The 23,253-nt window shown below is 32.7% G+C and carries 17 protein-coding genes; 5 read left to right on the forward strand and 12 right to left on the reverse strand.

Annotation, left to right across the window (positions count from 1 at the left end):
• Nucleotides 1-74: 74 nt before the first annotated feature.
• Genes ccoG through AB671_RS07935 form a run of 4 tightly spaced genes read left to right on the forward strand, consistent with a single transcriptional unit; the run spans nt 75 to nt 3,774 of the window.
• Nucleotides 75-1,529, forward strand: coding sequence for a cytochrome c oxidase accessory protein CcoG (gene ccoG / locus AB671_RS07920; protein ID WP_066675121.1), 1,455 nt, complete (start codon nt 75-77; stop codon nt 1,527-1,529).
• A gap of 11 nt (nt 1,530-1,540) precedes the next feature.
• On the forward strand, nt 1,541-1,993 hold the full coding sequence (locus AB671_RS07925) for a FixH family protein (RefSeq protein WP_066675123.1): 453 nt from the start codon (nt 1,541-1,543) through the stop codon (nt 1,991-1,993).
• A complete protein-coding gene (locus AB671_RS07930) occupies nt 1,984-2,745 on the forward strand; it encodes a sulfite exporter TauE/SafE family protein (protein ID WP_066675124.1) in 762 nt (253 codons plus the stop codon). The genes AB671_RS07925 and AB671_RS07930 overlap by 10 nt, the downstream gene beginning before the upstream one ends.
• 12 nt (nt 2,746-2,757) lie before the next feature.
• Nucleotides 2,758-3,774, forward strand: a complete 1,017-nt coding sequence (locus tag AB671_RS07935) for an alpha/beta hydrolase fold domain-containing protein (RefSeq protein WP_066675127.1) — start codon at nt 2,758-2,760, stop codon at nt 3,772-3,774.
• A 371-nt stretch (nt 3,775-4,145) separates the two neighbouring features.
• Here AB671_RS07935 and AB671_RS07940 read toward each other — a convergent pair whose 3' ends face one another.
• The 4 genes from AB671_RS07940 to AB671_RS07955 are packed head-to-tail and all read right to left on the reverse strand — an operon-like array spanning nt 4,146 to nt 13,045.
• Nucleotides 4,146-4,805, reverse strand: a complete 660-nt coding sequence (locus AB671_RS07940) for a hypothetical protein (RefSeq protein ID WP_066675129.1) — start codon at nt 4,803-4,805, stop codon at nt 4,146-4,148.
• Nucleotides 4,774-8,217: a DUF6443 domain-containing protein gene (locus tag AB671_RS07945; protein ID WP_082987261.1), complete on the reverse strand. Its 3,444-nt coding sequence runs from the start codon at nt 8,215-8,217 to the stop codon at nt 4,774-4,776. The genes AB671_RS07940 and AB671_RS07945 overlap by 32 nt, the downstream gene beginning before the upstream one ends.
• Before the next feature lie 5 nt (nt 8,218-8,222).
• Entirely contained in the window at nt 8,223-11,405 is a 3,183-nt protein-coding gene (locus AB671_RS07950) for a hypothetical protein (RefSeq protein ID WP_157444165.1), read from the reverse strand.
• Nucleotides 11,406-11,410: 5 nt separating this feature from the next.
• A complete protein-coding gene (locus AB671_RS07955) occupies nt 11,411-13,045 on the reverse strand; it encodes a T9SS type A sorting domain-containing protein (RefSeq protein ID WP_066675143.1) in 1,635 nt (544 codons plus the stop codon).
• A 291-nt stretch (nt 13,046-13,336) separates the two neighbouring features.
• On the opposite strand from AB671_RS07955, the gene AB671_RS07960 reads away from it, so the two are divergent.
• Nucleotides 13,337-13,900, forward strand: coding sequence for a hypothetical protein (locus AB671_RS07960; protein ID WP_066675145.1), 564 nt, complete (start codon nt 13,337-13,339; stop codon nt 13,898-13,900).
• Nucleotides 13,901-14,024: 124 nt separating this feature from the next.
• Here AB671_RS07960 and serS read toward each other — a convergent pair whose 3' ends face one another.
• The 8 genes from serS to AB671_RS08000 form a co-directional block, all read right to left on the reverse strand.
• Nucleotides 14,025-15,305, reverse strand: a complete 1,281-nt coding sequence (gene serS, locus AB671_RS07965) for a serine--tRNA ligase (protein ID WP_066675152.1) — start codon at nt 15,303-15,305, stop codon at nt 14,025-14,027.
• 90 nt (nt 15,306-15,395) lie between these two features.
• The gene (locus AB671_RS07970) at nt 15,396-15,902 is read right to left on the reverse strand and encodes a hypothetical protein (protein ID WP_066675154.1); all 507 of its coding nucleotides are present in this window, start codon (nt 15,900-15,902) and stop codon (nt 15,396-15,398) included.
• 34 nt (nt 15,903-15,936) lie between these two features.
• Nucleotides 15,937-17,838 carry an asparagine synthase (glutamine-hydrolyzing) gene (gene asnB, locus AB671_RS07975; protein WP_066675156.1) on the reverse strand — a complete coding sequence of 634 codons (1,902 nt, stop codon included), beginning with the start codon at nt 17,836-17,838 and terminating at the stop codon, nt 15,937-15,939.
• 340 nt (nt 17,839-18,178) lie between these two features.
• Nucleotides 18,179-19,435, reverse strand: a complete 1,257-nt coding sequence (locus tag AB671_RS07980) for a polysaccharide biosynthesis C-terminal domain-containing protein (protein ID WP_066675161.1) — start codon at nt 19,433-19,435, stop codon at nt 18,179-18,181.
• Entirely contained in the window at nt 19,432-20,574 is a 1,143-nt protein-coding gene (locus tag AB671_RS07985; RefSeq protein ID WP_066675163.1) for a glycosyltransferase, read from the reverse strand. Before AB671_RS07985 ends, AB671_RS07980 begins: the two co-directional genes overlap by 4 nt.
• An 80-nt stretch (nt 20,575-20,654) precedes the next feature.
• Nucleotides 20,655-21,143 carry a hypothetical protein gene (locus tag AB671_RS07990; RefSeq protein WP_066675166.1) on the reverse strand — a complete coding sequence of 163 codons (489 nt, stop codon included), beginning with the start codon at nt 21,141-21,143 and terminating at the stop codon, nt 20,655-20,657.
• A 24-nt stretch (nt 21,144-21,167) separates the two neighbouring features.
• On the reverse strand, nt 21,168-22,298 hold the full coding sequence (locus AB671_RS07995) for a hypothetical protein (RefSeq protein ID WP_066675168.1): 1,131 nt from the start codon (nt 22,296-22,298) through the stop codon (nt 21,168-21,170).
• Between the two features lie 117 nt (nt 22,299-22,415).
• Nucleotides 22,416-23,201 carry a (Fe-S)-binding protein gene (locus tag AB671_RS08000; protein ID WP_066675170.1) on the reverse strand — a complete coding sequence of 262 codons (786 nt, stop codon included), beginning with the start codon at nt 23,199-23,201 and terminating at the stop codon, nt 22,416-22,418.
• Nucleotides 23,202-23,253 lie beyond the last annotated feature (52 nt).

Raw genomic sequence — 23,253 nt, forward strand, 5'->3', positions numbered from 1 at the left:
ATGAAAAACATAATTTGTTATTAGATAAAAATAGTAACGAATTATGTTTTTTCGTTTTTTAAAACCTTATCAACATGTCAAAAATAGATGAAGACATCGCTCGTGGTGGACAGGGACAGGTATTAGACCCTGAAACCTATAGAGATTCTATAGGCACAATGGAACAATCTGGTAAAAGAAAATGGGTTTTTCCAAAGAAACCAAAAGGTAAATACACCAATTACAGAAATCTCGTAAGTTATATTCTGCTCGTGGTCTATTTTGCCGTTCCGTTTATTAAAATTAATGGCAACCCTTTCTTTTTGTTTAACGTTATCGATAGAGAATTCTTTATTGCAGGACAGCCTTTTTATCCGCAAGATTTTTTCATCCTTACCTTAGGTGCTATTGCATCTCTTATTTTCATTATTATTTTTACGATTGCATTCGGAAGAATTTTCTGCGGGTGGATTTGCCCTCAGACAATTTTTATGGAATCTGTCTTTCGTAAAATAGAATATCTGATTGAAGGAGACCGAAATAAGCAAATGAAGCTTGCTAGGCAAGAATGGAATACAGAGAAAATCTGGAAAAGAAGTTTGAAATGGTCGATTTATGTTATTATTTCTCTTATCATTACCCATTTTATGTTTATGTATATTGTGGGCTATGAGAAAGTATTAAACATTATTTCTGAAGGCCCATTTACTCATCCTACCAATTTTATGGTGATGATTCTTTTTACCGCTGCTTTTTACTTTGTATTTGCATGGTTCAGAGAGCAGGTTTGTACATTGGTTTGCCCATACGGAAGATTGCAGGGTGTTTTAATCGATAAAGAAACCATCAACGTATTTTACGATTTTAAAAGAGGTGAAAACCGTTCTAAATGGAGAAAAGGTGAAGACAGAAAAGCGGAAGGAAAAGGAGATTGTATAGATTGTCACCAATGTGTTGTAGTTTGCCCTACCGGAATTGACATCAGAGACGGCCAACAGCTGGAATGCGTAAATTGTACAGCCTGTATCGATGCTTGTGACGAAGTAATGGAAAAAGTAGGCTTACCAAAAGGTTTAGTACGTTATGCATCAGAAAAAGAAATAGAAACCGGAGCTCCATACAAATTTACCGGTAGAATGAAAGGCTTTGCCCTCGTTTTGGTTTTGTTGGTAGGCTTTTTAGGATATTTACTTTCAAGCCGTGGCGAGATGGAAGCAAAATTCATCAAACCGGCAGGAAGTACATTTTTTGTAAAAGAAGGAAAGATTATCAATACCTACAATTATACTTTCCTTAATAAAACAAACGACAAAAAAATTGTTACCATCAAAGTAATAAAGCCTGCCCATGCAGAAGTTGGATACAGCGCATCAAGCAAAATTACGGTAGAGCGTGACAAAATTTCTAAAGGAACCATCAACATCAGCTTCCCAGAATCGGAAATGAATTTGTCGAAACAAAACATCACCATCGGCGTTTATGATATGAAAGGAAAATTGATTGATTCTTATCAAACGTATTTCGAAGGACCTTTTAAATTACAGTTTTAAATTTTTAAATTATGAAAAATTTCACTTGGGGACACGGCATTTTTTTAGCTTTAGCCTCATTCATTATATTTATTTTATCGATGATTTTTCTTTTCCCAAACGGACAGAAAAACTCTGAAATGGTGACCGACAAATATTACGAAGAAGAACTTCTTTATCAATCTGTGATTGATGCCAAAAAACGTGCAGACGAGTTAAAAGATAAACCCATTTACTCACAAGCAGCGGATGGTATAAAACTAACTTTACCACAAGACATTAATAATGATAATACGGTGGTAAGTTTTGTATTGAACAGATCCGATGATCAGAATTTAGATGTTAAAAAAACGGTGAAGCTAGATGCAAATCGATCATTCATCATTCCTGCAGCAGTTTTAAAAAATGGAAATTATACCTTAAGACTTCATTGGATCAAAGATAAAATCGATTACAGACTCGATTATGATGTGATATGGAAATAGCATTGATCATATCTGCAATTGGTCTAGGCTTCGCATCCGGTTTTCACTGTATCGGAATGTGCGGCCCCATTGCGTTATCAATGGGTTTGACCAAAAAGCAGGCAACCAATTATTATCTTCAAAATCTTACCTATCAGTTTGGAAGAATTGCAACCTACGCTTTTCTAGGTGCAGTTTTAGGAATTGTAGGTCAGGGATTTGAAATGGCGGGTTTTCAGCAATATCTTACGATTGGAGTAGGAATTTTGCTGATTATTATGGCTTTATTTTCATTTGGCGGAAAAGATTTTGCTTCAAAAACTCCTTTTATCTCTAAATTTCTTTTTAAAGTTAAATCGAACCTCGGAAAGCTGCTTCAGAAAGCAGATTATCGCTCAAGGTTCACCACCGGAATTCTGAATGGGTTTTTACCTTGCGGAATGGTTTATATGGCTCTTACCGCAAGTCTTGCAAGTGGTGGAATTTGGCAGGGTGCTTCTTTTATGGCATTATTCGGATTGGGTACACTTCCATTTATGTTTACCATTGTTTTGGTGGGAAATCTGATGAACCAAGCATTTAGAATTAAAGTGTTAAAATTCGTTCCAGTTGTAATGATTATCCTTGGTGGATTGTTTATTCTAAGAGGTCTTGAACTTGGGATCCCTTACATTTCTCCGCCATCGGAAGCAATGAAGGTTTCTCCGGAGCATGATGTGAATTGTCACAACACAGACCCGAATCATAAACATAATCCGGCAACCTGTCATTAATTAATCCTATTTATGAAGCTTAAAATTAGTTTTCTATTTATCATTCTATCTCAATTTTTTATCTCTCAACAGGGAAAAACAATTAATAACCAAACAACGGCTTTCGAAATTTCAGATAAAAATGATTCTATAGAGTTTATTGTTTATGATACTAAATTAGAGCAGAAAAAACCGGTATTTCTTTGGTGTCAAGGTTCACTACCCTATCCGATCTATGTCAATTCAAAAGAAGAAGGGCTTTGGATCATTGGAGGTGGAATTACCAATTTTGATGTAGAAAATATTGTGAAAAATTATCATTTAGTAATCATTGCAATGCCCAAAACACCTTTAATAGCCGATGAGAAAGATATTAACGAATCTTATTGGTATTACGGAAATTCTAAAAATGAAAATCAGCCAACGTTAGAATTTCAAAAAGCTGACTATTTAGAAAATTATGTAAATCGTGCTCAGAAAGTCCTGAAATTTTTAAATAAGCAAAAATGGGTAGACCGTTCAAAATTGATTGTCGCAGGTTCTTCTCAAGGTTCAAAAGTGGCAACTAAAATCGCCATTGCTAATAAAAATGTTTCTAAACTAGGATTATTTTCAGCAAATCCATTTGGCAGAATTGATCAGAATATCCGAAATTATCGAAAAGATGCAGAGCAAAGAAAAATTACCTGGGAAGCTGCAAATAAAGGAATTGAAGACGAATACCAAATGTTCAGAGATGCATACAATCCGAAAAAGTTAACCGAAAGACCAGAACTCCTTGCTTGGAAATCTTTCTCAGTACCTTTATTGGATGATTGGTTACAATTTAAAAAACCAATTTATTTAGCGTATGGAACTCATGATATTGCAAGTGATCTGAACGATCTAGTTCCGCTATATTTTATCAGAGAAAATAAAAATAATCTCACGCTGAAAAGATATTTAAACCTCGAACACAATTTCTTTGAAGTTGAAAATGGAAAAATCAATCATCAAAAACCGCATTGGGAAGAAGTGATGAACGATTTTGTGGAGTGGACGTTGAAGTAGCAAATGATTTTACTTGAAAATTCCTCTACTAAATTTCAATTTTTTGAGATTAGTTTTATTTTTTGATGTAATATAAATTGAGAGCGATGTACAAAAGTACAACACTTTTAAACACAAAACTATCACTATTGAGATATGTTTATTTTACTTGCTTAAAGTCAAGAGGCTTTGTGCAGCTTGGTGCATGATGTGAATTGTCATAACACAGACCCAAACCATAAGTAAAATGTGGAAACGTGTCATTAATTTTGCATTATAGTTCTATTTCATAATAAAAATAGAACATTATTTAACACAAAAACCACTGCAAAATTGCAGTGGTTTTTTCTTTGTTTACAAGCACTAACTAAAAGCTCAAATATACAAGAGAACTACTTTTTAGTTTTTACATACATATTTGTATTGCCTAAAGTAACATCTTTTTTATTTTCTTTGTAAGTAAAAATAGCAGCTATTCCTGAAATTGCATTTTCATCAACACTTATTGGAATTTCGCACTCATAACAATCATTTTTAAATATACATTCCACTTTCCCATCATTAATTCTCATTTTCTTTATTGTATCTCCAGTTATATAATCGAAAGATACCTTGTCGATTATTTCTGAGGACTTTGGATAGTAAATTTTCAAAAGGAATTTATGCTTGGTCAAAGTATAATCATAATACATACTTAAATCCTTTTGTAGAATCCCTTTTTTATAAATTTTCATTTGGTTTTCCTTTGGAAATTTTGGTGAAACATATTCAATATCAAAATCATTATCATTAGCAGTATCTACTATTTTCCACCAACCTATTTTTTCATTAGATTGAGTATTAAAAAGTCCTTTTATTTTATAATTTTTATTTTCTCCAACAATTCCTATTATTGAATCATTAATTTTAGTTTTTTTGATAGTATAATTCTTTAATTCTAATAAATTAGAAAAATTTCTTTCTTCATTTTTTTGACAATTTTTTAAAAAAAATGCTAAAAATAAAAGTAAAATAAAAGATTTACCATCCAAATGTTTTGTTGTGCCATTCATTACCTTCAGCTCTATTTATTGAATCTACTTTATTACGAAAATCCTGTCTATCAATCAATTCATTTGATCTTGAAACTTTTTTCACTGTATCATGTTGTATAGGATATCTTAAAGTTTCACTAATAAAAATACTATCATCATCACCACTAAATGGATTTCCAATTCCTTCTACATCTAAACCAAATTGGATTGCAGCATCTCCTATATTTTTACGCTCAAGCCATCTATTTCTCCCATAGAACATAAATATTCGCTCAAACATATCATTGCTTTCTATTTTATCTCCTGGTTTTACTTTTTTCATTGTTTCTGGGTCAGGTTCATTTATTCCTCCTGAAAGACTATAAAAAGTTTCTTTGTTATCTCCTAAACCACTTAATGCTTTCATAAGATCAAAACTATCATCTCTTTGTATTATTACTTCTTCAATGCCTCTTGTCAGTCCACCTTCATAACGTCTTCCTCCTCCCTCTGGCGAATCATCATATACCCATGCATCTGCAGCATAAAATAAGTTACCATCTCTATAAGTTTCTCCTAAATATTTGTAACCATCTTTATCTCCATTACCATCAAACCATTCAATAACATTTGTCTCGTTATTTTCATACCAATCTTCTAGTCTTCCATCAGGATCAATAAATCTAATTGGATTATCATAAGCATATCGGTATGGCGACCAACGTCTATCAGCTTCAGCAAGCGGGTCTACTACTCCCCATCTTCCAATATCTGGCATATAAAATCTTGCACCATAATCATACATTCCAGATTCCTGTAGTTCTTTCCCATTGTACTTGTACTTGTACGGGTTATTCATCAAAGCATTATAACCTTCATGTCTCAATCCAAAAGGATAATAGTTGTTTTCTTCAAGAACTTGTATACTGCCACCATTATATAAATAACTTAATCTTACATTTCCCAAATGGTCTAAATAATTGTAAATATACTTATTTTTCTCAAAATCATAATATCCTTCAGCTGTTGGTACAAATTTTAGCTGTAGAGGAGTAGGTGATGAAAGAAAAATATGTTGGGAATACTGAAAACCATCTAAATAGTCGGTAGCCAATTCTACAGTTTCCCAATTTCCGACAACATCCATTTCGGTTGTAAGATACTTCTTTTGCAATTTCTGTCCATCCGCTCTGTATTTATACTTCAGTTTGTAAGAATTTACAAAAAAATTGCTGCTGTTTGCCACGACTTCATTTGGTAGATTAAGAAAATTATAATTAATAGAGTTAATACCTTTATCTAAATGTTTATCCATATTTCCATTTAAATCATAGGTAAAAGTATTTTGCAAAGCATTGTACCCTGAAAAATTATTAAGAACCCCTGCAGGAAGTCTTATTTTATCCAAACGGTTTCCTGTATAATCATAAATTAAATCATCAATTTTTTCGGCTGTTGTTCCTGAAGAAGGCTTTGAAAATCTTTTTAATGTAGCAATATTTCCATTGAGATCATAGGTAAGTTGCTCATTATAATTACCATTGTTGATAAGTGATGATCCGGGTTCTGAATAGATTCCCTGCAGTAATCTGCTCAGTCGGTCATAGGTATAAGAATATCTGCGTCTGTTGTCATTAGGATTTGTTGATGTTTTCCAGTCAATCTCCGCGATATTACCGTTGAACCTACCTGTTGAAAAATTAGTATTTTCAGGATTCGTATATTTTATTGCATATCCGAAAAGATCTCCATTATTTAAATCATTTGGATTATTAATTTGGGTCATCCATCCTCGAATATTATACTGGTAATCTACTTGTTGTAGTGGTGAATTTATATTTACACCACCCACTTTTTTACTTTCCAGCTGTGAAAGCTCGTTATATTTATTCTGAGCAAGATATTCCACCGGATTATTATCAACCTGATGGGTATGGGTCAATAGTCTGTTTTGATGATCATAAGTAAAGTTTTCCGTAATCATCCTTTCAGTATCACTATCCAACCTTTTGTGCCTAGTAATTTCCCTCTTTGGGATTCCCGAAAAATCAAGCTCAGACTCTTCTTTTGTATAACCTCCCAAATGGTTGATGGAATGGCTTCCAATCACTCTTCCTTTCTGGTCATACCAGTTATAGTTTTTTGTCCAATTATCGTCTTCAATATTTTTCATATAAGAAGCTACTGGTAAACTTTTGGTATTAAGATGTAAACTTAAGTCATCTGTCAATACTGGTAAATTAGTAACTGTAGGATTAAATGACGGAGTAGATGGAGGATAGGTATCGTAATAATTTACTGATAACACGGTTTCAAGATAAGGAAACATTATATTAGAATAATAAATTTGCATCCCATTTCTTGTAAAACCTCCGGCTTCCCTTTTTTCCGTAATAACCAAGTTGTTTATCATATTTTGCAAAGCTTCCCGGCTGCCTTCTCCTCTTACAATACCGGTATAGATAACTCTTCCAAACTTGTCATATTTAGTAAAAAGCCATTTGTCAGAAGGATGCATAACTGCATCCTGAGTGAAAATTAATTGATCTGCTTTGTCATACACCATATATTCCCAACCTTTCCCTGGGAGCTTTTTTTCAACCAATCTACCCCATTCATCATATCTGTATTGATAACAGAGCGTGTTTAAAATTGAATCTGGTATTTCATCACCATTACCTCCTCCATACTCACTAATAAAACTAAAATCAGCTTGAGGTGAAATAACAAAAGCCAATTGATTGTATTCATTATAAACGTAATATGTATCTGCTCCATCTTCAGCATCGTTGATTATTTTTCTAACCAAAATAAGCTGACCCTGTACGTTTTTAAATTCAATGGTTTTATTTCCATCTTCATCGGTTACCGTATTTTTATATAGTTGATTAGGTAGGAAATTTTGGAGCAATTTAACGGATGATTCTGTTCTGCCGCCAACCCATGTTGTTGTGGTGGTTACATATTTTCTCACGTCATATGAGGTATTGGCTTCATAATTAAATTTTACAGGTTTACTGCTCCAATCATTTCCAACCTGTATCTGCTGCAGAATTCTGTCCAACGGAGAGCTTTCTAAAATTTTTTCAGCATAAATTTTCTCAGAACCATAAGCATAAGGATTGATAGCACTATCCAGTGGCGCAGTGAAGATGCTTCCATTGGCCGTGAACCCTTGTGGTACAGGGAGATAATCTTTAACACGCCTACCAAACTGATCATATTCTAAGAATGTTGCTACATCATTTCCCTGCGGTGTGGCTTTCACATTAATAATTTGCTTAGGCCTACCCAAGCCATCCATATATTTAATTGTTTCAGCTTTTTTTATACAATCCGCATCTAGACAGGTTTTTGAATATACAAAATTTTCTGTTAAAGACAATTGATTTTGAGCAAAACAAAAAACTGTTGTCAATAACAAACATACTATTTTTATAATTTTTTTCATAACAGTTATTGCTTATAATTATACTTATATTCATTTAATAATTTTCCATTACCATCAACTACTTTTTCTAATTTATTAGAATTATCATATACACGTATTTCACGAATACCAGATGGAGGAGTTACAGATGTAACTCCAACTAAAGTATTATATGTATAAGTTGTAATTTTGCATTGATAACCATCAAACATAGCATTACTTCTAAAATTATCTAATGCTTGTATTAGAGTTTGCTCTGAAGCACTATCTACGTCTAAATTTGAAAGTTTTACAATATCTAAATCATTAATATCTGACGCTGGGGTCCCAGTTTGTGTATAATATATTTCTTGCAATAATGCTGAGTAACTGATACCCTCTAATATGGCAATTGGTAATGTTTGATTATAACCATATATAATAGAAACAGGAATTCCATTTGATTTTTTGAATCCTACTAAATTTCCCTTATCATCATAATTATCATAGCTTATTTTTCCTTTTATATTTTGCAATGGGGATATAGTAATATCAGACACTGGAAATAAGCTCGAGTTGTAGTCTGTGATATTATGAGAAATTAAAATATTATTTTTTGTTTCTATACGCTCTAATACAACATTTAATATATTTGCGTTTACTAAATTTACATGTTGGTTTGTAGGATGCAGTAGTTCTGTAGAATAGTTATCTGTACCATCGCTAATATCAATATTTTCTAACATTAATGATTTTCCAGACACTGAATTTCTATAAAAATATGATTTTGTAGTTGTTATATTGTTAGAATTAAAATAATCTTTTTTTGTTTCCTTATTTAAATAATTGCTTCGCGTAAAATATTGTTTATCAGAAATTATTAAATTTTCATAGTTCCAACCCGGAAAAATATCAAAAGAAGTATTACTATTCCTCACATAATGATTAATAAAATAGTTATAAGCAGTGGTAGCGGCACTATTAAATACATTCATATATTGATATTCTTTTTCTTGTACTAAATTAGCAACATTATACAGCCTTTTTTTAGTTAAATAACTAAGAATAAAATTACTATTATCTTTACCTACACCACTATTTGTATATAAAAACTCAGAAATACAATGTGGAGAAAAGTCATTTATACCATTTCCTTGATAAAAATGCCTAAAATACCTCTTTGACGCATTACTTTGTATCTCATATTCAAAATCTACTCTTTTATCTCCTTCTACTTTTTGTATAAAAGAATATTTCACTTCTGCTTTTCCCTTTGTTAATGCTTGAAATAATAAAAATGATTTATAAAGATTTGTTTCACCAGTATAGCTCGAGGCAGCTGAAATTATATTTCCATAGTCATCTTCATAAGAAGCGAATAGCTTTTTTACAGGATAACCAGCTAGGGGGAAGTTATAGATGCTTCCAGAACTTTTACCATTTCCTATATTGTAGTTATAATTAATAATTCGCGGAGTAGAATTAGATGATTCAGATATCTTTTTAGATTTTATTCTAACACCAGGGCCTTTTAAATTTTCATTCAAAAGGTTAAAAACATTTGTTTCTAAATCATATTCTGTATAACCACCTGTTGGATATTTTATTTTCTTTAATGACCATGTTTTTGCCATTTCGTTTGGCTCTTTATTAATAATTCCATCTATTAAAAATTTATTTTGATTATTAATATTGTATGGCATTAATGAGAATTCATACTTGTCAGGATAATAATAATAAATAGGGTAATTGATTGTATTGGTATCATTTGGGTTAATATAATCGTCATTTGAAGTATTACAATAACCATAAAAATCTTTATTATAGCTTCCTATTTGAGGCATTTTGTTATTTTCATAGTATTCAAAAGAATGTTTACTACCATCTTTTTGAGTTACTGATAGTAGTTTTAGTCTTTTACTATATTCATTTCTATATTGTTCAGATTCAAAATATCCATATACAAAATCATAGCTGTTAACCAGCTGATTTTCCATATTCCAAATTTCTATTCGAGTAAGAGCTTTGCCATTATGAAAATCCTCTCTATTCAAATCATACTTGAATAAAATTTTTCCAGAATCAAACTCTATTTTGGTAATTCTTTTCTTTTTAATGTAATTTTTGTATACTTTACCATACATCATCTTATTACCTTCCCCGTAATCGTGAAAAATGTAACAATCATCAGTAAAAAATGAATTTGAAGCTGCATTATAGTTATACATAAAATGTAAGCCATCTCTGAAATAGGGTTTATTTCTAGTTACATAATCAGGATGATAAATAAGACGTGAGTCTTCTGTAGAATATGTATCATATGTAAAATTTATTTCCCTATTTGTTCTCGGATCATTAATTCTAGAAACAAGCCATTTTTCAGCAGTAGGAACAGTAAATCCATCAAATGCATTAGGGCTATACTGATAATCAATGCTAGAGACGGTTCCCCCATCATATCTTACAAAATTTGCAGTATAAATATAGTTTGCTTGATCAAAGGTCGAAACAATTCCATTATTTTGTTTTAATGTAAATTTTTTATAATCCTTAAATATTCTGTTTGTTCCTTTTTCAATGTTATTTTGTATAAATTTCCTATTTGTAAAATCCAACACAACATCTCCAATCTCTTGGGTAATTTCACTATCATTATTGTATAATTCTTTAGGTGAAGTTAATGAATTGGGGTAATAAAAAGCTGTCATGAAATTAGGAGAATACATATTAAAAATATCAGGTTCGTGGTCTAATTGCCCTATATTGGTATCATAATGTTCAATTATAGCATTATTTTTAACTTGCTGATATCCTTTTTTTATAAAGCTATTTATGTTATAAAGAGGATATGTTGCAAAGTTTTGACCTTCGTATCCAGATGCAGACCAGGCGGGAAAAGTTCCTCCTTCTGTTTCATCAACATCAATTTTATCTTTTGTTTCCCTTTGAACAAATGATTCTGATAACATCCATCCTAAACCTACATCTGAAGCGACATCATCCACACCTATTCCCGACATATTGTAATATAATTTAATAGGATAGGTTATGCCTCCACTTTTAATTGTAAAGATTGGCAAAGAAAAAGATTCTTGAGAGTCATCAATTTCTTCTCTACTCATATTACTTTGTTCTTTGTCCATCGGGCCAAAATTAATATCATTTTGTGCAAAAAAAAGGTTGCTACTCAATAAAAATATAGTTGATGAAAAAAACAATATATTTCTCATAATTTTTATTTTTTAATGATTTTAGCATTCGCTGTTTTCTCAGTATCAGTTTTAATCCCAATCAGATAAGCTCCCTGTATAAGGTTCTGTGTATTAATTTTTGTAATTTTATTCATAGTTTTTAAATTTTGTAATTGTCTTCCACCCATATCATACAGAGTAATATCTGCGTCTTTAAAATCAAATCCTATTTCCACATAAGCATAATCTGATACAGGATTAGGATAAATCTTAATATTCTGTTTTTCTATCAATTGGTCAATCTGGCTGTCACCAAGTTTCACAATCTTCCAGTTTTCTTTTCCTAATTCTTCGGCACTGGTTCCTGCTAAAACAATCGAACCATCTTTATTCATTTTCAGATCAGAAAGTCTTTCCTCTTTCTTTCTTGATTCTCCTTTTACATGTTTTCGCCATTGTTCGTTTCCGTCATTATCGATATACAGCATCCAGAAGGTCTCATCATCTGCTTCAATTCTTCCTTCAGCCTGAGTATAACCGCCTAATAGAACACCTTTAGAATTCTTCCCGTCTCTTGTGCTGATCACATTCATTCCCATTAAAATGTCGCGATTCTTAAAGTTGTACGATTTCTGCCATTGTTCATCCCCTTTTGTGTTTAAAGAGATAAGCCAGATATCAGTTCCTTCTTCAATTCCAACTGTTTTATTTCCTGACTTTTCAGACCTTGATTCTCCACCCATAATATATCCTGAAGACGTAAAAGCCATGGTTCTCAAATGGTCATCTCCTTTACCTCCGAAATTCTTTTCCCATTCTACTTTGTTGCCTTTGTCGAGTTTGATTACCCAGTAATCGCCCTCTCCGAAGTTTTCTGTAGACTTTGGATGAGTAATAGGTAATGGGTAATTAGTAATATCTGAAGAGCCTCCTTTTGCAGTCGAATTGGTATTACCCATTACCGATTGCTTATTACCAATAGTAGAAGCACTGCTTCTCGAGTAAACTCCCAACAACGCTCCTCCATCTGGAGTTGGAATCATTTTTTCAACTTCATCCAAACCTCTTCCGCCTAAAATTATTTCTGAAAGTACTTTTCCATTTTTGTCAAGTCTTGTTACGGTTAAATCTTTTGAGCCGAATCCGTTGACTGCATTCTGAACATTTCCGGCGACCATAAATCCAAAATCTGCGGTCTGAATCACAGATCTTGCTTCTTCATCCTGAGCCGTTCCTAATGTTTTTTGCCACAGTTCATCTCCGAATTCATTAATTCTGATGAGCCAGATGTCGGATCCTCCTTTCGAAGCCTCTTTTTTGTCTAGACCCATTCCTGAATGCGACGTTCCTGCCAAAAGAAATCCTCCCTCCTGTGTAGCAACCGTTGCCGATAAAAAGTCATGGTTTTGCCCTGAGAAATACTTTTCCCAAACTTCTTCTCCCTGCTGATTTAATTTAACTAAATGAAAGTCGTAACCGTTATTCTGTTTGTTGTCGGAAGTGAGTTTTTTAGATTGAATCGAGCTACCTGTAATAAGATATTGCTGATCAATGGTTGTGGTCACCTGAGAAAGAAAATCCTGAGTAGAGGATTTAATATCTTTTTGCCATACCACATCCTGAGCATAAAATAAAGCAGCTGTGCATATCAGAAATGCACTCATGTAGAGTTTTTTCATGATTTGGAGTTTTTGATTATTATTTTTTTGCGAATTTAACTTTTTTTAACTTCATAAATCCTCTCTTTAATGAGAATTAATATGATAAGATTCATGTTGATTTCGCAAACATAAATACCAATCACGACAAAACGTGACGTTTTATATTAAATATTTTATACACCCAATAATTATATAATGAATAAATGATTTAACATAATTAGATAATCTACATAAAATAAGTCAAATAATTACGGGATATATATAAAAAAAATATATTTGATTAATTATTAATCTTTAAAAACACAAGAGATGGCAGAAAGTAAAAACAACATTGTAACCTACGGTTTGAGTGGGAAAGTAGGAGACTTATTGGTATTCAGCCAAACAAACGGAAAAACTGTAGTTTCTAAAACACCTAAAGAAAGGACGGGCGAATTGTCGGACAAGCAGAAAGCGCATAAACTTAAATTTCAGAAAGCAGTTCTATATGCGAAAGCAGTTTTGAATGATCCTGCTAAGAAAGAGCTATATGATGCAAAGGCAGACAATTCAATTGGCATGAGTACATATAACGTAGCTGTAGCTGATCTTCTGAATGCTCCGGATATTGAAGAAATCAACCTATCCGGATATACAGGAAATCCTGGAGATATTATTAAAATTATGGCAACAGATGATTTGGGAGTTGTATCTGTAAATGTGAAAATTGAGAATGAAGATGGAACATTTGTAGAAGAAGGAGCTGCGGTAAATAATGGCGCAGAGTGGATTTATACCGCTACAGCTTCCAACCCTGATCTGGCCGGAGATAAAATTACAATAACAGCTTCTGATACACCTGCCAATCTGACAGAAGAAACTAAAACATTATAACAGGTAAAAACAGATTGAGGGTACAGAAAGAGTACAGCGACTGTACAGCGATAACTCATCAAAACAATCTGTCAAAATGACAAAAACCACCGAATTTCGGTGGTTTCGTTATATAAAATAAATTCTAATTAATCAATTCAAATCTCGCATATTCAGCAATCTTTTTAGGAAGCTTAATTCCTTCTGCTGTCTGATTATTTTCAAGCAATGCTGCCATAATTCTTGGCAATGCCATTGCAGAACCATTCAACGTATGCACCAACTGAGATTTTCCGTCTGCTTTGTAACGACATTTTAGTCGATTTGCCTGGAAGGTTTCAAAATTAGAAACCGAACTTACTTCCAACCATTTTTCCTGAGCAGCACTCCACACTTCAAAATCATAGGTCATAGCAGCTGCAAAACCTGTATCACCACCACAAAGTCTTAAAACTCTGTACGGCAACTCAAGATCTTCTAAAATCGACTTGATGTGCTCTACCATTTCTTCTAAAACAGCATAAGAATTCTCAGGTTTTTCTAATCTTACAATTTCTACTTTTTCAAACTGGTGAAGACGGTTCAGGCCTCTTACATGAGCTCCGTAACTTCCCGCTTCTCTTCTGTAGCATTGGGAGAATGCAGTATTTTTAATGGGAAGATCTTTTTCATCCAACAAAACATCACGGTATAAATTCGTCACTGGAACTTCCGCTGTAGGAATTAAAAACAATGTTTCCGCAGTTGTATTATTAGCAATTTCATACATCTGTCCTTCTTTATCTGGTAATTGTCCAGTTCCGTATCCTGAAGCTTCATTTGCAACGTGTGGCGGATTTACTTCAAGATAACCAGCATCTGTATTTTTATCTAAGAAATATTGTACTAAAGCTCTCTGAAGTCTCGCTCCTTTCCCAAAGTACACAGGAAAACCAGCTCCGGCAATTTTTACACCCAATTCAAAATCAATCAGGTTGTATTTTTTTGCCAGTTCCCAGTGAGGAATTGCTCCTTCACCTAAACCTTCCACATCATGAGACTGATAAATAATTTCGTTGTCATCTGCAGAAACACCAGCTTTTACCAATTCGTAAGGAACGTTTGGAATCTGATACAAAATAGTAAGCAATGCTTTCTCGATAACTTCCAGTTGAGATTTCAATTCTGCGCTCGACTCTTTGAACTGTGCTGTTTTAGATTTGGATGCTTCAGCTTCTTCTCTTTTTCCTTCTTTCATTAAAATACCAATTTCTTTGGAAATTTTATTGACTTCGGAAAGTTGTGAATCTAATTCAAACTGAATTTTTTTCCTTTCTTCGTCGGTAGAGATAGCCTCGTCTACCAACTCAAGATTCTTGAATTGTCTTTTTTGAAGACCTTCTAAAACGCGTTCTTTATTGTCGCGCAAAAAATTAACCTGTAACATAAATGTTTAATGTTTAAAAGTTTAAGGTTTAAGGTTGAGTTACATTGAACTTTGAACCCTGAACTTTGAACCGTTCGTGCAAATTTAAGATTATTTTATGATTGTAGCCACATTTGGCTGATCGGGAACTTTTGTAAATACCAATTGGTTATTATAAAGTACTCTCGAAACTTCAAAAACGGTGGGTGAGGAACGGTAAAATATTTCGAGCTTATCCTGAACTATCGGATCATTCTGCGTTTCCGATATCTTTTTGGTCAAAGAAACCCGAATTTCAGATCTGTAAATTTTACCTCCATCAGAAGTGTCTTCTACAAACTGTCTTGTTGCGCCCGCAAGATACTCAAGATAATAGGTAGAATCTGCAAGCATTTTTCGGCTATAGTTTACATTCACATTATCTTTTTCCGCCAATTGGTCAGTAAAAGAAACACCAGTATAAGATCCAATTTTTGTAGGTTTCAATAGGTCTTTTCCAGATGGATCTTTGATATAAAGATCTAAAAGTTGATCGATCTTTTGCAGAGAATCATCATCACTTCCGCAACTGAGAAGCGTGAGACTGATAAGCGTCAAAACAAGAAATATTTTCTTCATTCCTACAAAGATAAATTATTAATGAAAAATAAGTTTATTGATTTTCAAAATATTTCTGATACCAAAGTTCAAAAGTCACCAATTGCCATATTTTCACACAATCGTATTCATTTTTTTGGTTGTTCCACCATTCATCGATGACTTCCGGTTTGAAAAAATTTCTCTTTTTTAAGCTATTTAAGTTTTCAAGAATAAACGCCCTTACTTTTGGTTCGGTTTTAATAAAATGAGCAAGTGGAAAAGAAAATCCGCGCTTTGGCATTTTCAAAATTTCCGAAGGAAGATATTTTTCGGCAACTTTTCTTAAAAGCGGTTTATTCTGAATTCCATTGTACCGTAATTTTTCCGGAAGAGCCGAAACATAATCAATCAAATTGTTGCTCAGATAAGGATAGCGGAATTCAACCCCGTACTTCATCGCACTCAAATCATCTCTGAAAACATGGTGCGAAGACAGAGAATATTTCATATCATATTCAAAAAGTCCTTGATAATTTTTGCTTTCAGACACTTTTTTATCTTTTAAATTTGTTTTAACTGTATTAAAAATAGCATCAGAAAAAACATTTTTAGCCTCAAAAGGCTTCATAGCAACCTGGCTTTGCCTAAAAAAATCAAGCATATCATCCTGAGAAAAATAATTTTTTACTTTTCTTGAAAAATCATCATTGGTGAAAATAAAATGACGGATAAAATTAAAATTCTTCATCGAAAGCCATTTATTAAGCTTTAAAGAATGAGAATATCCCGCAAAAAGTTCATCGGCTCCATTTCCACTTAAAACAACTTTAAATCCTTTATTCTTTGCAAATTCCGCGGCGTTCATCAGAACTTCAAGGCTGCTGTAAGGTTCTTCAAAATGCTGAATATTTTCTTTTAATTGGTTTAAAATCTCTTCATCGGCAACTTTTTTCACATCATGTTGAATATCAATCTTTTTAGCCATCAAAGAAGCATTTTTCACTTCGCTTTCCGAAAACTGATACGAAATAGTAAATGCATTGATGTCATTTTTGAATGGTTTAGCTTTCGCGGTAATCAAAGTAGAATCTATTCCGCCGCTCATCATACTTGTTACGGGAACATCTGCAAAAAGCTGTTCTTTGACGCTTTCAGACAATAACTGATCAACTTTTTCAACCGCTTCTTCCTCGCTTATACTTTCTAATTTTTCAGTAGGAAAATTCCAATAAAAATGTTTCGAAGAGGTAAGATTATTTAAATCAAACAATAAAAAAGAAGCTGGCTCGAGTGAAAATATATTTTGAAAACATGTTTCTGGTGCCAAAGTGGTCTGAAAAAGGAAATTGGTGTAAACTCCATTCCAATTGATTTCAGGTTTGATGTATTCATTTTTTAGAATAGATTTTATTTCGGAAGCCCAAACTAAAGCATTTTCATTTTTAAAATAAAACAAAGGCTTCAAACCAACCCTGTCTCTTCCCAGGATTAATTTTTGTTTTTCTAAATCGACCAAAGCAATCGCAAACATCCCGTCAAATCGGGAAAACATTTCCGTTCCCCACTCTTTATACGATTTTAAAATAACTTCTGTATCTGAATTGCTTTTAAAATGATAATCTAAATCTTCAAGTTCTTTACGGATTTTTTTAAAATTATAAATCTCACCATTGAAGGTAATCGTAATTTTCTCGTCATCAGAAAGCATCGGTTGATGCCCTTTTTCAGATAAATCTACAATTGAAAGTCGGCGAAAACCTAATGCAATTTTCGAATTTGTTTTATTTAAAACAGGGAAAACTTCTTTAATTTTTTGCGTAGAATCATTTCCGGAAAAAGATTTTCCTTTCGACCCATCAGAAATCCAGAAACCTTCATCATCCGGACCGCGATGACGGATCGCGTTATTCATTTCTAAAATATTTTCAGAAGAAATTTCGTTCTTAAATGAATAATAACCGCAGATGCCGCACATAAGTTGTTGTTGGTTTTTAGTTGACAGTTGATAGACTGAAATTCAATGTAGCTAAAATAAATTATTGAGTATTTTCAGAACCTTAATTGATTGGTAAAAATAAGGATTTAACGCAAGAAAATAATTTTATTCAAATCAAATATTTCTTAAATAATATCCATTTAACCGCAAAAGCATCAAAAGAAATGATTGAAAAAAGAAAAATTCAAAAGTTTACAAAATGTAACTTTTGAATATATTATTTGTTTTGTTAGCTTTTGAAAAACTTATAATCAGTTAAAATCTTTTGCTCCTTTTGCGGTTTAAAAAATTCGCTCCAAAACACAGGAACATTAACCGCTTATTTCCTGGAAAATGTTTTAATGAGAGTATTGATTTCATCTTTAGAAATAATATAATCTTTAATTTTAAAATCGGTAGACTGATAAAATTTCCAGAATAATATGCTTGCTGAAACTACATACGATAAGGTCGTTACAAAACAGGCGCCCCAAATTCCCCATTTCGGAATGGCAAAAAACGAAAAAATAATAGTTATCAATAATCCTACAATCGATTTTATATTTAATATTTTCAACTCTTTAATTCCTGAAAAATAATAGCCAATCATGTCACTTACTGCAATTGCCAAAATTCCGGGAGCTAATAAAAGCATGATGAGCTTAGTTCCACTAAATTCTTTTCCAAAAATAAACGGGTACACAAAATCCGGAATAATCAAAATTCCCAATACAAAAACAAACATCAATGTGAATGAAAGCTTAAGTGAAGATTTCGTTTTAACAATAGACTCTTCCCTGCTCTCGCTATTTACGACATCAGAATAGAGAACGACCGCGATACTTCTTGTAATCGTCCATATGGCTTCTGAAAATGTGATTCCGATAGAAAATATCCCGACAACAGCAATTCCTTCAAAGTATTCTAAAAAGTAAAAAGAAAGCCTATAATTTAAGAACTGAATAAATGCGCTCAATTGGGTTTTCCAACCGTATTCGAACATATTGATGAATACCGATTTTGAAAATGAAAATTCTGAAAATTTACATTTCTTCAGGATCAGAATAAGACTCGTCAGAAACAGAAATGCTAAGCAGAAAATCTGAGCTAAAAAGTACACCGAAACGTCTTTCAGTTTAACAATATAAATCAGAATTGCGATAAATAAAACATGAACAAGCTGTTGTAAAACAGTATAAATATTGAAAAACCGAATATTCTGCGTCCCAATAAACAGACTAATATTGGTTGATAAAAGTGATGAAAGAACAGAAATACCAATCAAATAACACAAAAATTCATTCTGAATGGCCGCAAAACTGAATATCAAAGGAACCGCAGTTCCTACAATGAGCGACCAAAGATAAGAGTAAACCAAGACCTGCTCTACCTTAAATTTTCTTGCAAAATAAGAGGTGCTGCTTCCCGAAAAAATACTGCTGAAAAAACTAACCAGAGCAACATTGGCAATCACAATTGATATCGTGCCTTTTCCTTCACTTCCCCACATATTGGTAGAAAAGATGACCAGACCAAAGCTCAAAATCAAAATCAAGAACCTCGAAATAAAAGTCTGAACAACTTTAAGCTGCTTCATTTGCTGTTTTTTGGTAATGAATTTTTAATAAAGTTAACAAAGGAATTCTTGATGACATTCCAATTGTAATTTTGCATAAATTCTTTTCTGGCATTGGCTGCATGATGATCGTATAGTTGCGGTTCGTTAAGATAAGCTTCAATATGATCCGCAATCTTTTTAGAATCATTTGGATTCACCAAATATCCAAAACCGGAAACATCCATGTGTTTTCTTATTCCTCTCAAGCTTGAATAAATAATCGGTTTTCCGGCGCCCATGTAATAGAATAATTTGATGGGAAGCGAATGATGATTTTCAAAGTTAAACGCTCTCAAATCAAAACAAATATCGGCATCAGCAAAAGCTTTTGTAAATTCTTCGAAAGAAGTCGGTTTTCTGATTTCGATATTTTTTACTGAAGATTGAGCAAGAATATCCGAGAAATAAATTTCGTCCGCTTTTTTTCTGGCAGAACCTACAATCAATATTTTAATATTTAACTGAGGATTTCTTTTGTGAAGCTCTTCAACTGCATTGAAAAAATTCCCGATTCCTTTATCTTCTGAAATTGCGCCTGTGTAACAAAGTATTATTTCGTTTGGATTTACCTCCTTAATATTTTCAGAAACAAACCGTTCGTGAGGATAATAAGGCAAAATAATTTTCTTTTTAAAAGAAAAAAAATAAGCCAATGGAAACTTTTTGGTTTCTTCACCAAAGATAAAATGAGTGCTTAAAAAACCAGCGTACAGCTGAATCAGGAAAAATTTTATTCCGTGAACAAATTTCATCAGAAAACTAAAATCCTGAAGCATCGACATCGCCGGATACCATTCTGTGATATCGTAAACGATGCTTACTTTCTTCGTTTTACGATATTTGTTTGCTGCAAATACGGCAATCGGTTCAGAACAGATGATACAATCCGGTTGAAAAGAATTACAGACTTCCGTAAACTTCTGAATTTTTGTTTGTACAGATTGATTTAAAACATCAAAAGATTCTATCTCAATACCATCAACCTTTCCTTTAAAAGCAGCTGTTAAACTACAAATCTTAACGTCAAAACCATTAATCACCAATTCTTTTGCCTGATGAAAAAAGATTCTGTCATCATCATAATTATGCGCAGTGGTGAGGAATAGAATTTTTGGCATAGAAGTGTTTATTCAAAAAATTCCTCATCAGTTTCTACGAATCAGAAACCAAGAGGAATTTTCATTATTTTATTAAGGAATTATTTTATGGTAACTGCCCAACTTTTGCTGAAAGGCAATAAAAAGTTTCCTAAAAATTCTAAATACGTGTTTTTTGAGAAATCAAAAACTTCAATGTCTTTTGAAAGTTCTCCGCTTCTGATTTTATTTTTAAAATCGATAAGCTTTAAGGTTTTCACTTCTCCGTTTTCTACAAAGCTGGCTTTCATTCTGTCGAATAATCCCAACTGGTATTCTTCATCGATTTCTCTCATTATTTTGCCTAAAGCATCGATGCTGCAACCAGAAGCCATTTCTTTTTCCTCATCAACACAAATGATGATAAACTGATTTTTTTCAATTTTAAAAGATGACGAAAGCGGTTTTCCGTGGGCTGCCCAGCCTGCCAAGAAATCGTATAATTTCTCTGTAATCACTTTGGCTTCTTTTGTTGTGAAAGGTCTTGATGCGGGATATATAATAACTCTGTAATCGTTTGCTTCAACAATATTAGATTCTTCAATTTTCATTCTGAATAAATTTAAAGAGTAAAATTACGCATTTTTCCTGAGTTGGAAACCATTGTATTTTTTGCTCAATGCATACAGAAGTACAATAAAAAGCAGAAGAACAAAACCTAAAAAGAATCTCAGATTAGCACTATCAGGAAAGAATACAAACTTGATATAAATATTAACAAAGAATAATAAAGACAAAATTCTGACCCACCAATCTTTGGAAAAATAAAAGGTTGATACCACTAAAATCAAGGAACCTAAAGTTATTTTTTTGAAGTTGATTAATTTAAATAGCAGAAAATCAAAATATTTCTGAAAAGTAAAATCTGCTTTTTCAGCCGAAATTATTGGTCTTCTGTAAAAGAAGCTGTCATAGAAAAGGTCTTTCCAACCTGGGTAATTGTAATATTTAATGATTGCAACATAGATAATCGCAATTGAAAATCCTTGAATGATTAAACTATAATTGATCTTTTTATTTTCTTTAAAATATTTAAAAACGAAAGCTACAAAAAGATAACTCATTGCAAACAGCACATAATCTGGCCTGATTAAAACGCAGCAAAGAAGGAAAATAAATTGTAATAATTCTGATTTTTTTTGAAGCAGACTAATGATAAAAAGCATTAGAAAGACAAAAACGAACATATCCGGTGTAGGATTTTGCGCCATATCTCTTACCGGAGGAAACCAAAATACAAATAAGGAAAGTAGCGGTGCAATAAAATAGTTTTTGGGAAACAGTAGTTTTAAAATATAAAACATCAGTAAACCACAAATAAAATAGGAAAAAATATTGACCATAAGAACCGAAAGAGGTCCTGTAAATCCTAGTTTATACAATACATAAACTGCAGCATTAAAACCTATTTTAATCTTATAATACGGCAATTGTTCGCCAAAGGCTTTATAATCTGCGTAGAAAACTTCATTGGCATGATTGTAATGAAGAATATCGTTGAATTCTTTTTTTGAAGCCTCTTTTTCAATATCAGAATACACCTTTTCCTGTGCTTTTTTTGCATCATCAGGAAATTCCCAGGAATAAACACTGCCTAAATATCCAGGCATATCCCAATCATAAACCCTATTTTGATAGCAGGAAAAAGTAAGAAAACTTAAACTTATAATAAAAAAAAGAAAGGATAAACCCCATTTTAAATTCATATGTAGATTTTATTTTTTTTAAAGGACATATGCAATCGTGGTTTCTATATCAATATCTAGGTTTCAAAATCACGGCGATTTCATAACTCAAGATTTATCCTTTCTGGAAATATATATTTACAAATCTTCAGCTTCCGCCAAAAGTTCTACGATATCTTTTACTTCAACTTCCGTATTTTTATTGAAATGTTTTACACCATCGGTCAGCATCGTGTTGCAGAACGGGCAACCTGTTGCAATGATTTTAGGCTCGAAAGAAAGCGCTTCTTCTGTTCTTTCTACATTAATGTCTTTTTTACCTTTTTCAGGTTCTTTAAACATCTGTGCTCCACCTGCACCGCAGCAAAGACCATTGGTTTTGCAACGTTTCATCTCAACCAATTCGGCATCCAGCTTTTCTAAAAGCATTCTTGGAGCTTCATACTCATCATTGGCTCTTCCTAAATAACAAGGGTCGTGGAATGTAATTTTTTTACCTTTGAAACTTCCGCCTTCAATCTTCAGTCTGCCTTCATTCATCAATTCTTTTAAGAATTGGGTATGATGAATCACTTCATAGTTTCCACCTAAATTAGGATATTCATTTTTAAGCGTATTGAAACAGTGCGGACAAGCCGTAACAATTCTTTTCACTTCATAGGCATTCAGAATTTCAATATTCGTCATTGCCATCATTTGAAAAACAAATTCGTTTCCTGCACGTTTTGCGGGATCACCGGTACAACTTTCTTCCTGTCCTAAAACAGCGAATTCAACACCTATTTTATTTAAAATTTTGCAGAACGCCTTAGTTATTTTTTTGGCTCTGTCATCGAAACTTCCAGCGCAACCTACCCAGAAAAGAACTTCCGGAGATTTGCCTTCCATTGCGTAATCCGCCATTGTTTTTATATTGAAATCCATTTTGTTCAATTTGAAAATGTGAGAATTTGAGAATTTGAAAATGTCTTAGGTT

The sequence above is a fragment of the Chryseobacterium sp. BGARF1 genome, from assembly GCF_001677955.1.
GTDB lineage: Bacteria > Bacteroidota > Bacteroidia > Flavobacteriales > Weeksellaceae > Chryseobacterium.